This is a genomic window from Solimonas sp. K1W22B-7, from assembly GCF_003428335.1.
Lineage (GTDB): Bacteria > Pseudomonadota > Gammaproteobacteria > Nevskiales > Nevskiaceae > Solimonas_A.
On sequence record NZ_CP031704.1, the window covers coordinates 931,876 to 946,319 of the forward strand.

The 14,444-nt window shown below is 70.6% G+C and carries 13 protein-coding genes and 1 pseudogene; 11 read left to right on the forward strand and 3 right to left on the reverse strand.

The annotated features are described in order from the left end of the window. The first annotated feature begins 74 nt into the window (after positions 1-74). The 4 genes from D0B54_RS04500 to D0B54_RS04515 all read left to right on the forward strand — a co-directional run bounded on the left by D0B54_RS04500 (position 75) and on the right by D0B54_RS04515 (position 2,498). The gene (locus D0B54_RS04500) at positions 75-1,073 is read left to right on the forward strand and encodes an AraC family transcriptional regulator (RefSeq protein WP_162932206.1); all 999 of its coding nucleotides are present in this window, start codon (positions 75-77) and stop codon (positions 1,071-1,073) included. Then, positions 1,070-1,576: a GNAT family N-acetyltransferase gene (locus tag D0B54_RS04505; protein WP_117289595.1), complete on the forward strand. Its 507-nt coding sequence runs from the start codon at positions 1,070-1,072 to the stop codon at positions 1,574-1,576. The genes D0B54_RS04500 and D0B54_RS04505 overlap by 4 nt, the downstream gene beginning before the upstream one ends. A gap of 130 nt (positions 1,577-1,706) precedes the next feature. Next, a complete protein-coding gene (locus D0B54_RS04510) occupies positions 1,707-2,015 on the forward strand; it encodes a DUF1272 domain-containing protein (RefSeq protein ID WP_117289597.1) in 309 nt (102 codons plus the stop codon). 12 nt (positions 2,016-2,027) lie between these two features. Beyond that, positions 2,028-2,498, forward strand: coding sequence for an SRPBCC family protein (locus D0B54_RS04515; protein ID WP_117289599.1), 471 nt, complete (start codon positions 2,028-2,030; stop codon positions 2,496-2,498). Positions 2,499-2,674: 176 nt separating this feature from the next. Here the strand turns inward: D0B54_RS04515 and D0B54_RS04520 are convergent, their stop codons facing one another. Together D0B54_RS04520 and D0B54_RS04525 are read right to left on the reverse strand one after the other, a co-directional pair. Beyond that, complete coding sequence (locus D0B54_RS04520) at positions 2,675-3,658, reverse strand: NAD-dependent epimerase/dehydratase family protein (protein ID WP_117289601.1); 984 nt, start codon at positions 3,656-3,658, stop codon at positions 2,675-2,677. Further along, positions 3,658-4,023 (reverse strand): hypothetical protein, encoded by a 366-nt coding sequence (locus D0B54_RS04525; RefSeq protein ID WP_117289603.1) that lies wholly within the window; start codon positions 4,021-4,023, stop codon positions 3,658-3,660. Before D0B54_RS04525 ends, D0B54_RS04520 begins: the two co-directional genes overlap by 1 nt. Positions 4,024-4,145: 122 nt before the next feature. Between D0B54_RS04525 and D0B54_RS04530 the strand changes: the two genes are divergently transcribed. The 4 genes and pseudogenes from D0B54_RS04530 to purL all read left to right on the forward strand — a co-directional run bounded on the left by D0B54_RS04530 (position 4,146) and on the right by purL (position 10,168). Beyond that, complete coding sequence (locus D0B54_RS04530) at positions 4,146-4,895, forward strand: SDR family oxidoreductase (protein ID WP_117289605.1); 750 nt, start codon at positions 4,146-4,148, stop codon at positions 4,893-4,895. Between the two features lie 4 nt (positions 4,896-4,899). Next, complete coding sequence (locus tag D0B54_RS04535) at positions 4,900-5,481, forward strand: LON peptidase substrate-binding domain-containing protein (RefSeq protein ID WP_205527275.1); 582 nt, start codon at positions 4,900-4,902, stop codon at positions 5,479-5,481. Between the two features lie 64 nt (positions 5,482-5,545). Further along, positions 5,546-6,310: an MBL fold metallo-hydrolase gene (locus D0B54_RS04540; protein WP_117295040.1), complete on the forward strand. Its 765-nt coding sequence runs from the start codon at positions 5,546-5,548 to the stop codon at positions 6,308-6,310. Between the two features lie 283 nt (positions 6,311-6,593). Then, positions 6,594-10,168: pseudogene (gene purL / locus D0B54_RS04545) on the forward strand (phosphoribosylformylglycinamidine synthase). A 148-nt stretch (positions 10,169-10,316) separates the two neighbouring features. Here purL and D0B54_RS04550 read toward each other — a convergent pair. Beyond that, entirely contained in the window at positions 10,317-11,669 is a 1,353-nt protein-coding gene (locus D0B54_RS04550; protein WP_162932207.1) for an adenylate/guanylate cyclase domain-containing protein, read from the reverse strand. A gap of 224 nt (positions 11,670-11,893) precedes the next feature. Between D0B54_RS04550 and D0B54_RS04555 the strand changes: the two genes are divergently transcribed. The 3 genes from D0B54_RS04555 (at position 11,894) to D0B54_RS04565 (ending at position 14,439) form a co-directional block, all read left to right on the forward strand. Continuing rightward, positions 11,894-12,961 (forward strand): hypothetical protein, encoded by a 1,068-nt coding sequence (locus D0B54_RS04555; protein WP_117289609.1) that lies wholly within the window; start codon positions 11,894-11,896, stop codon positions 12,959-12,961. Next, positions 12,958-13,830, forward strand: a complete 873-nt coding sequence (locus tag D0B54_RS04560) for a response regulator (protein WP_117289611.1) — start codon at positions 12,958-12,960, stop codon at positions 13,828-13,830. Before D0B54_RS04555 ends, D0B54_RS04560 begins: the two co-directional genes overlap by 4 nt. A gap of 117 nt (positions 13,831-13,947) precedes the next feature. After that, positions 13,948-14,439: a DUF4442 domain-containing protein gene (locus D0B54_RS04565; protein ID WP_117289613.1), complete on the forward strand. Its 492-nt coding sequence runs from the start codon at positions 13,948-13,950 to the stop codon at positions 14,437-14,439. Positions 14,440-14,444: the final 5 nt, after the last annotated feature.

Here is a 14,444-nt window from a genome sequence, read left to right on the forward strand (position 1 = left end):
AGGTGGCGCATGATCGCCGCTGGCAGCCGGCGCCGCATTGACAGGCCGGGGCCGATTCTTGACATTTCATGCCAATGATCGATCCCCGCACCGTTTCGGCCTCCTATGTCCGCTCCCTGCTGGAGACCATCGAGCAGCAGGGGGTGACGCGCGCCGAGGCACTGCGCGGCCTGCCGCTGGACGAGACGCAGCTGGCGCAGGCCAATGGCCGCGTGGCCCTGGGGGTGATGGGCCTGCTGTGGCAGCGCGGGCTGCAGCTGACCGGCGATGCCGGCCTGGGCCTGAAGCTGGGCACGCAGGCGCGGCCGGCCACGTTCAACGTGCTGGGCCATGCGCTGATGAACTGCGCGACCCTGGGGCAGGCACTGGAGCTGATGCTGCGCTACCAGCGTCTGGTCAGCGAGGCCGGCACGCTGTCGGCGCGGCGCTCGGCGGATGCCGTGGCGCTGGAGTACCGCGCCCACCCGGGCCTGGCGCTGTTGCCGCAGCAGGTCGAGGGCATCGTCGCCGGCATCCTCGGCCAGTCGCGCTGGCTCGCGGGCCGCCCGGTGCTGCCGCGGGCGATGGCCTTTGCGCATGCGCCACAGGCCGACCCCGCCGCCTATCGCGCCGCGCTGGGCGTGCTGCCGGATTTCGGGGCGCCGCTGACCCTGCTGGAACTGGCCGCCGCCGATCTGGAGGCGCCGCTGCCGCAGTCCGATGCGGCCATGTGCGCGCTGCACTGCCGTCTCGCCGACGGCTTGCTGGAGGCGCTGCCGCCGATCGGCTTTGTCTCCGGCTTCGCGCGGCAATGGCTGGCCAGCGCCGCGCCCGGCGCCATGCGCATCGACGATCTTGCCGCCGCGCTGGCCACCAGTGTGCGCACGCTGCAGCGCCAGCTGGCGAAGGAGCAGGTGCACTGGACCACTCTGGTGGACGGTGCGCGCCGTGATGCCGCGCTGCGGCTGCTGCAGTCGGGCACGACCCTGGAAGCGGCAGCGCAGGCGCTGGGCTACCACGATGCCAGCAGCCTGAGCCGCGCGGTGCGGCGCTGGAGCGGGCAAGCGCCGGGCCGCTTGCGGCGCAGCACGTGAACTTCACTTTCCGTCCGCTGGCCGCCCCGGACCTGCCGCTGCTCTGCCAGTGGCTGGGCCGCGAGCATGTCGCGCGCTGGTGGGGCGGGGCCCTGACGCTGGCCGAGGTGGAAGCGGATTTCCTGCCGATGATCGAACCCGCCTCGACCACGCGCGGCTACATCGCCGTGCTCGATGGCGAGCCGGTCGGCTTCATCCAGTCCTATGCGGTGATGGGCTCGGGCGATGGCTGGTGGGAGGGGGAGACCGATCCCGGTGCGCGCGGCATCGACCAGTTCCTCTGCGATGTGGCGCGGCTGGGGCAGGGCCTGGGCAGCGCGATGATCCGCAGCTTCGTCTCCGGCCTGTTCCGCGACCCGTCGGTGAGCAAGGTGCAGACCGATCCTGCACCCGACAACCTGCGCGCGATCCGTGCCTACCGGCGCGCCGGCTTTGTCGACGACGCGGTCGTGCAGACACCGGACGGGCCGGCGTTGCTGATGCATTGCGCGCGTCCGCCTTGAATTCCGGGTTCACGCAGGCCGGCTGCGCTTCAGGGCGGGCTTTCCTTACCTGTTGGCGTGCGGGGATGGCATAAGCTTGGAGCGCCGGGGACTCGCCCGAGTCCCGGCCCGGCTTCAATGGGGGACTTCAATGCTGGAACTCAGGCCCGTCTGCGAACACTGCGCCCGTCCCTTGCCACCCGATTCCACCGAGGCACGGATCTGCAGCTTCGAGTGCACCTTCTGCGCCGACTGTGTCGACAGCCTGCTGGGCAATGTCTGCCCCAACTGCGGCGGCGGCTTCGTGCCACGGCCGGTGCGGCCGGTGCGCAACTGGAAGGGCGACAACTACCTGGGCAAGTACCCGGCGGGCGACCAGCCGAAGCATCGGCCGGTGGATGCGCAGGCGCATGCGCGCTTCGCCGCCGAGATCGGCGAGTTTCCGCCGCAGCGGCGCTGAGGAGAGAGCCCCATGCCTTCGTTTTCCGCCATCGTCGAAACCCGCATCGCCGCGCCGCGCGCCGCGGTGTTCGAGGCCATCGTGCCGATCGATCTGCCCAGCATCTTCACCGGCTACGGTCCTTTGCCGGCGGTGACCGGCACGCGTGAGCAGAGCGGCGCCTGGGACGGCGCCGGCCAGACCCGGGTGGTGATGCTGTCGGACGGCAGCGAGGCCGGGGAGCGGATGGACCGGTACCGGCATCCCGAGTACTTCGCCTACACCGTCAGTGGGTTCACGGGCGTCTTGCGCTGGCTGGTGCACAGCGCCAATGGCGAGTGGTGGTTCGAGCCGGAGGGCGAGGGCACCCGCGTGCGCTGGCGCTATGCCTTCAATGCGCGATCCTGGGTGGTGGCGCTGCCGGTGTGGTTCATCACGCGGATGCTGTGGCGTGGGTACATGGGGAAGGCGCTGCGGCTGAGCCGTGAGGGGATCGAGGCTTAGCAGGTCGCGTGGTTTTGCGTTGGCGAAGCCGGGCGACCTCGACTAGCCAGGCTCAACGAGGAAGCCCAGAAACCGTGTCGAGCGGCCCGAGGTTGCTTCGAGGAGCGGAGCCGTACTGAAGTACGGCGAGCACCGGAGATGCAAGATCGGGTCGCGCAGCAGGTTTATGGGTTTCCTCAGCACATCTTCTGCGCGCGGAACCACTTCAGGGCGCGCTCGATCATCTCGTCCAGGCCCACCGACGGCGTGTAGCCGATCAGCTTGCCGCTGGAATCGTCGAGGTGCTGGCCGGCGGACATTACGGCGATGGCGGTTTCGGAGATCGTCGGCAGCTTTCCGCCGAAGGCGCGGTAGCGCCAGTTCTGGAGCTTGCCGATGCTGCTGGCCACCAGCAGCGGTGCGGGCCGTGGCGCGGGCATGCCGCTGACGCGCGCAATGGTCGCGGTCAACTGGTCCATGTCGGTGTTCTGGCCGGTGAGCAGGTAGCGCTTGCCGGGCAGGCCGCGTTCCAGCGCCAGCACCAGGCCGCGGCCGGCGTCGCCGGCGTAGACCACGTTGCGCCGGCCTTGCACGTAGCGCGGCAGCTTGCCGCTGGCGATGCCGGTGACGAACTGGCCGGTGGACGGGCCCCAGTCGTACTCGCCGAAGGTCATGGAGGGAATGCCGATGCTCACCGGCAGACCCTCGGCGGCCTTCTGCAGGGACATCTCGTCCATCGCCCACTTCACCTGCACGTAGCCGTTGGAGGTCAGCGGCGGGCTCTGGTAGCGGCCGCTGCCGTCGGCCGGCAGGCCGTCGCGCCGCTTCGGCAGGGCGATGGCGCCGCCGACGTAGAGGATGCGGCCCACTTTCGCGGCCTCGGCGGCGGCGAAGAAGTTTTCCATCTGGCGGCGCGCGTCGGCGACGTCGTCCTGCCAGCGGCGCGGCAGGGTGGGGTAGTAGGCGGCGGCATTGATCACGCCGTCCACGCCCTGCAGCGCGCGGGTCAGGGAATCGCGGTCGTCCAGGTCGGCCTGCACGGCCTCGTAGCGCAGGTCCTGCAGCTTGGCCAGCGCGGCTTCGCGGCGGTAGGTGATGCGCAGCTCGTGGCCGGCGGCCAGGGCCGCCGCCGCCGCGTGGTGGCCGAGCATGCCGCTGGCACCGATGATCGCGATGCGCATTATTTCGCCAGTCCCAGGGAGAGGTAGAGCACGGCCATGTAGATCGCAAAGCCGATCACGAAGACGAAGAACTTCAGCAGCGACAGCAGGCTGCGCTTCCAGCCCTTGTACATGAACAGGTACACCGGAATGGCGAACAGCGGGAACAGCAGGATCGCGGCACCGAGCACGGGTGAGCGGGGGTGCCCCTCATGCCCGGCGTCCAGCCACCACCACAGCCAGATGAAGGGAAACAGGAGGAAGGTTGCCGTCCAGTACCAGGCGGCGGGGTATTCGACCGCCAATGGCGAGGTGCCGGCGTAGACGATCAATGCCAGTACGAGCCAGACGCCCCACATGGCGGCAACGCGCTTGGTGAATATCATCCGTCACGGTTCCATCGCTGCGATGGCGCACAGGGTACATGCAGCGCGGGTTCTCCGGCCATCTGGCTCCGCGAGCGCGATTCGCATAGCCTTTGCGCACCCATGACCCCCGCAGGAATCCCATGATCGTTTTCATCACCGGCGCCAGCGCCGGCTTCGGCGCCGCCATCGCCCGCTGTTTCGCCAGCGCCGGGCATCGCCTGGTCCTGGCCGCAAGGCGCATGGACCGCCTGCAGGAGTTGGCGGCGACCCTGCCGGTGCCGACGCACCTGGTGCAGCTGGACGTGCGCGATGGCGATGCGGTCAAGGCCGCGGTGGCGGCGCTGCCCGCGGAGTTCGCCGCGGTGGACCTGCTGGTCAACAACGCCGGCCTGGCCCTGGGCCTGGAGCCGGCGCACCGCGCCAGCCTGGACGACTGGGAGCGCATGGTGGACACCAACATCAAGGGCCTGATGTACGTCACCCGCGCGCTGCTGCCCGGCATGGTCGAGCGTGGCCGCGGCCACGTCGTCAACCTGGGCTCCATCGCCGGTGAATGGCCCTACCCGGGTGGCAACGTCTACGGCGGCACCAAGGCCTTCGTGCGGCAGTTTTCGCTGAACCTGCGGGCCGACCTCGCCGCGACCGGCGTGCGGGTCAGCGACATCGAGCCGGGCCTGAGCGCCGGCACGGAGTTCTCCAACGTGCGCTTCCACGGTGACGACGAGCGCGCCGCCAAGGTCTATGCCGGCACCACGCCGCTGACGGCCGAGGACATCGCCGAGACCGTGTTCTGGGTGGCGACGCTGCCGCCGCACGTCAACGTCAACACGCTGTCGCTGACGCCGGTGTGCCAGAGCTTCGGTCCGGTGGCGATCCACCGCGCCGGATGATCGCGTGAGCGACATCGTCGAAATCCCGATCTTCCCGCTGGGGACGGTGCTGTTCCCCGGCGGGCGCCTGCCGCTGCGCATCTTCGAGCAGCGCTACGTCGACATGACCAAGGCCTGCATCCGCGACGGCAGCGTCTTCGGCGTGAGCCTGATCCGTGCCGGCTTCGAGGTCGGCAAGCCGGCGGTGCCCTGTGATCTGGGCTGCACCGCGCGCATCGCCGAGTGGGAGGTGCCCAGTCCGGGCCTGTTCACCCTGGGCACCACCGGCGAAACACGCTTCCGCATCCTCAACCGCTGGGCCGAGGCGGACGGCCTGCTGCGCGCGCGGGTGGAACTGATCGCGGTGCCGGCACCGCTGGCGCTGCCGGAACGCTTCCAGCTGCTGGGCCAGCTGCTGGGCAGCCTGATCGACGACATCGGCAGCGAGCATTTCCCGGAGCCGCGCCTGGACGACGGCATCTGGGTCGGTTGCCGCCTCGCCGAGCTGCTGCCGGTGACGCCGGAGCGCAAGCAGCGCCTGCTGGAGATCGACGATCCGCTGGCGCTGCTGACCGAGATCGAGAAGGAACTCAAGCAGGTGCATTGAAAACCGGCGGCGTGAATCGCCGTTTCACTTGCGGTGCATCGGCGGCGAGCCGGACAATGCGCCGATGATTCGATTTGCGTCTCTAGGCTCGGGCTCCAAGGGCAACGCCACCCTCGTCGAATACCGCGGCACGCGGCTGATGGTGGACTGCGGCTTCGCGGTGAAGGACGCGGAGGCCCGCCTGCAGCGCCTTGGCATCGCGCCGGATTCGATCGACGCCATCCTGGTCACCCACGAACACAGCGACCACCTCGGCGGCGTCGCGCGCTACGCCCGCCGCCATGGCACGCCGGTGTGGATCACCCACGGCAGCCTTTCCGCCTGGAACGATCCCAAGGTGCCGCAGCTGCAGCGCTTCAGCCCGCACGACGGCTTCCGCATCGGCGAGATCGAGGTGCAGCCGTATCCCGTGCCGCACGACGCGCGCGAACCCTGCCAGTACGTCTTCGCCGCCGGCGGCCAGCGCCTGGGCATCCTGTCCGACGCCGGCCACGTCACGCCCTACATGCGCGCGATGCTGTCCGACTGCGACGCCCTGATGCTGGAATGCAACCACGATCCGCAGATGCTGGCCGACGGTCCCTACCCGGGCGCGCTCAAGCGCCGTGTCGGCGGCGGGCTGGGGCATTTGTCCAACCTGCAGAGTGCGGCCCTGCTGGCCGCGCTCGGCTGTGGCCGCCTGCAGCACCTGGTGCTGACGCACCTGTCCGAGACCAACAACACCCCGGAACTGGCGCGGGCGGCGGCGGTGGCGGCGTTGCAGCGGGACGAGGACTGGATCGTGTGCGCAGCGCAGGACGAGGGGCTGGGCTGGCGGGAGCTGGCCTGATCTCCCTGGTGGGAGCGGGCTTGCCCGCGATGAAGGTTCCGGCGGTTCACCAGGCCTGCGCATCGCGGGCAAGCCCGCTCCCACCCGGACCGGCGGATCCGGGAGCGAAGCGCGATTCGGCGCCTTTGCCCCCGTCGCCGGGCGACAACAGGGCGCTTCCTGCTCCAGCTGACCGTGGACCTTCCGCCCGCCAGGGTTCCGGCCGGGAAACCATAAGCCAAAAATGCGAAAATGGCGGCCGCCCGTACCCTCCCGCCCTGAACGGCGGTCCTGCCGAGCCCCTATGTCCCTGACTGTCCTCCCCGGCGCCGCCTCGCTGTCGGCCTTCCGCCTGGAACGCCTGCTGGCGGCCCTGCGTCCCCATGCCCCCGGCCTGCGTGCCCTGCGCGCGCTCGACCTTTACCTGGTCGACGCCGACGACACGGTTGCCCGCGCCGACCTGCGCCGCCTGCTCGGGGACGGTCCGGACGAACTGCCGGCCGCCGAGGGTCGCCTCTGGGTGGTGCCGCGCGTAGGCACCACCTCGCCCTGGTCGAGCAAGGCCACGGACATCGCCAGGGTCTGCGGCCTGGCCGGCGTGCGCCGGGTGGAACTGGGCCGGGTCTACCTGCTGGAGGGTGTCGCCAGTCTGCCGGCCGAGGCTTATGCCGCCCTGCATGATCCGATGATGGAATCGGTGCTGGCCGACGAGGCCGGCCTGCAGCATGTCTTCGCCAGCCAGCCGCGCCGCAGCCTGCGCACGGTGGACGTGCTCGGCGGCGGCAAGCCGGTGCTGGCCCAGGCCAATACCGACTGGGGCCTGGCGCTGTCGGAGCAGGAGATCGACTACCTCGCCGCGCACTACCAGCAGGCCGGCAAGAACCCGACCGACGCTGAGCTGATGATGTTCGCGCAGGTCAACAGCGAGCACTGCCGCCACAAGATCTTCAACGCCGAGTTCACGCTCGACGGCGAGACGCAGGAACTGTCGCCGTTCCAGATGATCCGCCTGACCCATGCCGCCGCGCCGGAGGGCGTGCTGTCCGCCTACAAGGACAACGCCGCCGTGGTGCAGGGCCCGCAGGCGATGCGCTTCTTCCCCGAGGGCGACCGCGTCTGGCGCGAGCACGAGGAGCCGGTGCACATCCTGATGAAGGTGGAGACGCACAACCACCCCACCGGCATTTCGCCGCACCCGGGTGCCGCCACCGGCGCCGGCGGCGAGATCCGCGACGAGGCCGCCACCGGCCTCGGCGGCAAGCCCAAGGCCGGCCTCTGCGGCTTCACCGTCGCCAACCTCAAGATTCCCGGCTTCGAGCAGCCCTGGGAAGCCGACCTCGGCCGCCCGCCGCGCATGGCCAGCGCCCTGCAGATCATGCTCGACGGCCCGATCGGTGCCGCCGCCTACAACAATGAATTCGCGCCAACCCCGAGCTGGAGCGCCGCTGCCAGGAAGTGGTCGACGCCTGCTGGGCGCTGGGCGCGGCCAACCCGATCCTGTCGATCCATGACGTGGGCGCCGGCGGCATCTCCAATGCCCTGCCGGAACTGGTGCATGCCGACGACCGCGGCGGCCTGTTCCGCCTGCGCGACGTGATCGCGGCCGACGCGGCGCTGTCGCCGATGGAAATCTGGTGCAACGAATCGCAGGAGCGCTACGTGTTGGCGATCGCGCCCGCTTCGGTGGCGCTGTTCGAGCAGTTCTGCAAGCGCGAGCGCTGCCCGATGGCCGTGGTCGGTACCGCCACCGCCGAGCAGCAGCTGGTAGTGGAAGACGGCCTCGACGGCAACCGCCCGGTGGACATGCCGATGCCGGTGCTGCTGGGCAAGCCGCCGCGCATGCAGCGCAGCAGCAAGCGCGAGCAGCCGGAGCTGGAGCCGCTCAAGATCAAGGGCCTCAACTGGGTGGAAGCCGCCGAGCGCGTGCTGCGCCTGCCGGCCGTGGCCGCCAAGAACTTCCTCATCACCATCGGCGACCGTACCGTCGGCGGCCTGACCGTGCGCGACCAGATGGTCGGCCCCTGGCAGGTACCGGTGGCCGACTGCGCCGTCACCGCCACCGGCTTCGAAGCCGCCACCGGCGAGGCCATGAGCATGGGCGAGCGCCCGGTGCTGGCCCTGCTCGACGCCCCGGCCTCCGGCCGCATGGCGGTGGGCGAGGCGATCACCAACATCGCTGCCGCGCGCATCGCCAGGCTGCGCGACGTGCGCCTGTCGGCCAACTGGATGGCCGCCTGCGGCCAGGGCGACGAGGACGCGCGCCTCTACGACACCGTGCGCGCGGTCGGCGCCGAGCTGTGCCCGGAACTGGGCCTGGCGATCCCGGTGGGCAAGGATTCGCTGTCGATGAAGAGCGTCTGGCAGCAGGACGGCCAGACCCGCACGCAGACCGCGCCGCTGTCGCTGATCGTCTCGGCCTTCGCGCCGGTGGCCGACGTGCGCCGCACGCTGACGCCGCAGCTCAAGGCCGATACCAATACCCGCCTGCTGCTGATCGACCTCGGCGAAGGCCGCAACCGCCTCGGTGGCTCGGCGCTGGCGCAGGTCTACAACCAGATCGGCGACAGCGCGCCGGACCTGGACGATCCGCAGCTGCTCAAGACCGCCTTCGAGCTGGTGCAGACGCTCAACGGCGAAGGCCGCCTGCTGGCCTACCACGACCGCTCCGACGGCGGCCTGTTCGCCACGCTGGCCGAGATGGCCTTTGCCGGCCATTGCGGCCTCGACGTGACGCTGGACAGCGTCGGCGACGATCCGGTGGCGGCGCTGTTCAGCGAAGAGCTGGGCATGGTGCTGCAGGTGTCCGCGGGCGATGCGATCGACGTCGCCGTGCGCGCCAAGGCCGCCGGCCTGCCGGTGCACGAACTGGGCGCGCCGACCACCGACGACACGCTGCGCATGCGCTACGAGGGCAAGGCGTTGCTGGCCGAGTCGCGCGAGCGCCTGCACAAGGTCTGGGGCGAGACCAGCTACCGCATGGCCGCACTGCGCGACAACCCCGAGTGTGCGCGCGAGGAATTCGAAGGCATCGGCCTCAAGGCCGATCCGGGCCTGGGCATGAAGCTGAGCTTCAAGCCGGCGACGCCGGGCATCCAGCTCGGCCGGCGTCCGCGCGTGGCGATCCTGCGCGAGCAGGGCGTCAACGGCCACGCCGAAATGGCCTGGGCCTTCCACGCCGCCGGCTTCGACTCGGTGGACGTGCACATGAGCGACATCCTCGAGGGCCGCACGAAACTCGCGGACTTCGCCGGCCTGGTCGCCTGCGGCGGCTTCTCCTACGGCGACGTGCTGGGCGCGGGCCTGGGCTGGGCGCGCACCATCCTGTTCAACGAGCGCGCGCGCGCCGAGTTCGCCGGCTTCCTCGCCAACCCGGAGCGCTTCGCGCTGGGCGTCTGCAACGGCTGCCAGATGTTCGCGGCGCTGAAGGACATCGTGCCGGGCGCCGAAGCCTGGCCGGCCTTCCGCCGCAACCGCAGCGAGCAGTTCGAGGCGCGCTGGACCCACGTCGAGATCCTGGAATCGAAGTCGCTGTTCTTCGCCGGCATGGCGGGCTCGCGGTTGCCGATCGCGGTGGCGCATGGCGAAGGCCGCGCCGAGTTTACCGCCGAAGGCCAGCTCGCCGCGATCCAGGCCGGCGGCCAGAATCCGATGCGCTATGTCGACAACCACGGCCGCGTCGCCACGCGCTATCCGCAGAACCCCAACGGTTCGCCGGACGGCCTGGCCTCGGTCTGCAACGCCGACGGCCGCGTGACGATCCTGATGCCGCACCCGGAGCGCACCGTCACCGGCACCGCCGGCTCGTACTGGCCGCAGCGCTTCGAGGGGCATACGCCGTGGCTGCAGATGTTCAGGAATGCGCGGAAGTTCAGCAGGTAGTGCTCCGTAACCCCTCGCCCGCTTGCGGGAGAGGGGCAGGGGAGAGGGTTTCTGTGGAACATGACGTAGTCACCGTTCCGAAGTTTTACAGAAACCCTCTCCCGCCCTTCGGGCACCCTCTCCCGTAAACGGGCGAGGGGACACCTGGCTACTCGTCGCTCGCCGCATCATCCAGCGCATACAGCCGCCAGCGCCCCTCGACGCCCTTGAGCCGGTATTCGCCGCGCCGCCGGAAGCCGAAGTCCGAGCCTGCCAGCAGCGCGCGCACCGTGCTCGACACCATGATCTCGCCGGCGTCGGCTTCGCCCATCACGCGGGCGCCGATGTGCACGCTGACGCCGCGCACGCTGGGACCCACCACTTCGCATTCGCCGGCGTGCACGCCGACGCGGATGCCCAGGTCGAGGCTGCGCGCTTCCTCGCGGATCGCCCGCGCGCAGAGCAGGCTGCGGCCGGGGCTGTCGAAGGTGGCGAAGAAGCCGTCGCCGGCGTTGTCCACCTCGTGGCCACGGAAACGGTGCAGTTGCTTGCGCACCATGCGATGGAAGCGGCTCAGCAGGTCATGCCAGGCGGCGTCGCCGTGCTCGGTGGCCAGCACGGTGCTGCCGACCATGTCGAGGAACAGCACGGTCACCAGCACGCGATCGGCATAGACGCGCGAGCGGCCGCCGGTGAGGAACTCCTCGACCACGCCCAGCACCTCGTCGCCGCGATCGATCGCGAAGAAGGACTCGCTGCCGTCGATCTCGACGCGGCGGCTGCCCTCGATGTGTTCCTCGAGGTAGCGCGCGTGGGCGGCCGCGTCCATGTAGGGATACTCGCGCCGGTGCAGGATCAGCGTCGGGCAGCGGATCAAAGGCAGGCGGTCGCGCAGGTCCATGTTGAGGAAGTGGCGCGTCTGCGCCTCGACCACGCGCGGGGTGCCCGCGGCGCGCTGCAGGCGCGCGACGCTGGCCAGGAAGTGGCTGTCGCCGGCGCGGGCGGGCACCAGGGTGGCGGCGAGGCCCTCCGTGGCCCAGTGCTTGCGCAGCATCGCGCAGTGCTGCTCGGCGCGCTCCGGCGGCTCGCCCACCGGGTGGTCGGGTGCACGCAGGTAGCGCGCCGTGGCGTTGCCCAGGATCAGCGCCGATACCCGCTTGGGATAGCGCGCGGCAAAGGCGATGGCGATGGCGCAGCCCTCGCGCTCGGCGAAGATCGCGGCCTTTTCGGAGCCGGCGGCGTCCAGCACCGCCAGCAGGTCCGCGGCCCAGTCGTCGGCGCTGGGCAGGGCGGCCGGGTCCACCGGCGACGATGCGCCGATGCCGCGGCGATCGAACAGGATCAGGCGGGCGAAGTGGGTGATCTGGCGCCAGAAGCGCTCCACTTCCGGCAGTTCCCAGAGCAGGTCGATCTGGGTGGTGATGCCGCCCAGGTGCACGACGTCGATGGCGCCCTCGCCCAGGGCCTGCCAGGCGATGTCATGGCCGCCGCTGTCGGCGTAGTAGGTCTGGGGTGCGGGCACGGGCTCATCGTCTTGTCTGTATGCGGCCAGCATAGCGCCGGTTCCGCGCCGTGGCAGCGGCAGCGGTTGGGCGCCTCCCCGGTTCAGGGGATCGTTAATCCCTGTGTTTTCTGCCACATTGCCCGCCGTTCATTCATCAGTGACAGCCGATGCGTCGCCCAGCGTCGTCCCCCTCTTCCCGTGGTTCCCGGCGCAGGGCCAGTCTGCTGCTCGCGGTCTGCCTGATGGCCGCGGCCTTGCCGGCCTGGCCGCAGGCGCCGCGCTGTGATGCCGCGACCTGCCCGCCGCTGCAATTGCGCCTTGAAGAGGGTTTCCAGGTCTCGCGTCAGCGGCTTGAGCAGGGACCGCAGGCTGCCGCAGCGGCGCAGCGTTCGACGGCGCCAGGCCAGCCGATCCAGCAGGCGCAGCCGCAGGCATCCGCCACAGCAGGGTCGCCCTGGCTGGCCGCAGCGCTCGCCCTGGTCGCCGGCATGCTGCTGCAGTGGCGGGTCCAGGGCCTGCTGCGCCGACGCCGCACCAGCGTAGCCGCAGCGGTGGTGCCGACGCCGGCTCAGGCGCGGGCCTCGGTCCGTGCCAGCGGGCTCGCACGGGATGTCCCTCCTCTGCAGCAGGCTGCGGTGACCGGCGCCGAGCCGTCGGACGAACCGGAGGAAGCGCCCTCCATTGCGACGCAGCTTGAAGCGCCTGCGGCGGATGTCGTGCCGGACGCAGCGTTCTTCGTGGTCCCGGCAGAGGCCGTGTCTGAGGCCGGGCCCTCGGCAGAAGCATCGACGGTGGTCGAGGCCGAGCCCGCCGCCACGGAGATGCTGCCGGAACCTGCCCCGCTCGAAGCCGCCACCGCGCAGCCGGCGCCGGCGAGCCCGCCCGAGCAGACCCCTGCGGCCACCAGCGACGCGGATCACCTGGAGACGGTCGCGCTGCTCAGGCGCCTGTCGGCCCAGCGCGCGCGTGGCCTGCACCCGGAAGAACGGCTGGTGCAGGTGTTCCGCCGCATTGCCAGCGGGCGGACGGAGGCGGCCGCCAGATCCCTGCGCGAACTGGAGGCCTTCTGCAGCGGAAGCGAAGAAGCTTTCCCGTCCGAGCTGATGACCACCCGCCAGCACATCGCCCGGGGCCGCGATTACGACCTGGGCAAGCGCATCGACGGACTGCGCGCGCGTGCGCAGGACGAGGCCTCCGGGCGCAGGCTGGCCGTCGCGGGGGCGTTCCTGCGGCGCGGCCGCTTCGATGCCGTCGCCGAGGTGCTCGACGAACTGGAATCCGATCTGATCGGGGAAGTGGAAGTCCTATGAAGGCCTGGGGCGATGGAGTGGAGGACCTGGCGCCAGGCGACATGGAGGCGCTGGTGCGCCAGCAGCTGCACCGCCTGTATCCGCTGAACCGGCTGGGCGCCGAGGCCCTGGCGCGCCTGCTGCCCGCGATGCACATCGAGCGCTACCGGTCCGGAACCGTGTTGTATCGCGCCGGCGCCCGCCCGCCTGACGTCTGCTACGTTCTCCAGGGCGCGGTCTGTCTTTACGACAGCAGCCATTCGTTGCCGCAGCTGCGGCTCACCGCGCGCGACGGGGAGGAGGCGATGCCGCTGCCGCTGGCGACCCCGGCCGAGGAGCGCGCGGTGGTGGACGAGGATGCGCTGATCCTGCACATCGAGCGAGTGCTGCTGGACAGGGCGATGGCACGGGACCCGCGCAACAGCCCTGTCACGGGCGTCGCCCCCGCGGTCGCGGCCCCGGCCGTGCCGGGCGCCGGTCTGCCGCCGCCGCTGCGCGCCCATCGCGTGCTGATCGTCGAACACGACGTGGACGCGGCCCGGGCCTGCCGCAGGATGGTCAGGGAGCTGGGCCTGCGCCACGACTGGGTCTGCAGCGCCGAGGAGGCCGTCGAGGTGCTGCGGCTGGAGCAGTACGGGGCCGTACTGCTGGACACCGACCTGCCGGCCGGGGACTACTTCGATGTGGTCAAGGAAGTCCGGGTGCGGGAACGCGAGGTCGCAAGGCCGCGCGTCATCGCCATGACGCAGGTCACCCGCAGCGGCGCCAACGATATCCCGGAAACCGGGATCGACGAACTCGTCTTCGGCCCCCTGGCGCTGGAAGGCCTGCAGCTCGCGCTGGGGCGTGCGGGCCTGCCGCTGCGGGTTGACGATCAAGGCATCTTCTAGCCGCCCGCACCGGGCGGCGCATTCGCCGCTGCGCCGCTGCCCCTTGGGCGGGCGGGCAAGGGCGCCCGGGAGGGCGCATGCTAGGCTCGGGAGATACCCTTGCGAGACCTTCCAGCCATGTCCAAGCCCAGCCTGCTCCGTACCGCCGTCGACCGCGTCCGGCTGCTGCCGGCGCCCCTGTTCCGCCAGGCGGTGACCCGCATGTTCAACTTCCAGGTGCCCTTCGCCGGTACCGCCGGCGTGCGCTTCGATGAACTGAGCGAGACGCGCTCGGTGCTGGTGCTGCAGAACCGCAGGAAGGTGCAGAACCATATCGGCGGCGTGCACGCGGCGGCGATGGCGCTGCTGGCGGAGACCGCCACCGGGGCAGTGTTCGGCATGAACGTGCCGGCCAGCCACCTGCTGCTGATCAAGAGCATGAACATCCGCTATGTGCGCCGCGCCCAGGGCGACCTGCGCGCGGTGGCCACGCTCTCCGCCGAGCAGCGCCTGCGCATCCTCAGCGAGCCCAAGGGTGACCTGCTGGTGCCGGTGACGGTGACCGACGAGAGCGGCGAGCAGCCGATCGAGTGCGAGATGATCTGGGCCTGGACGCCCAAGAAGAAGTAAGCCGT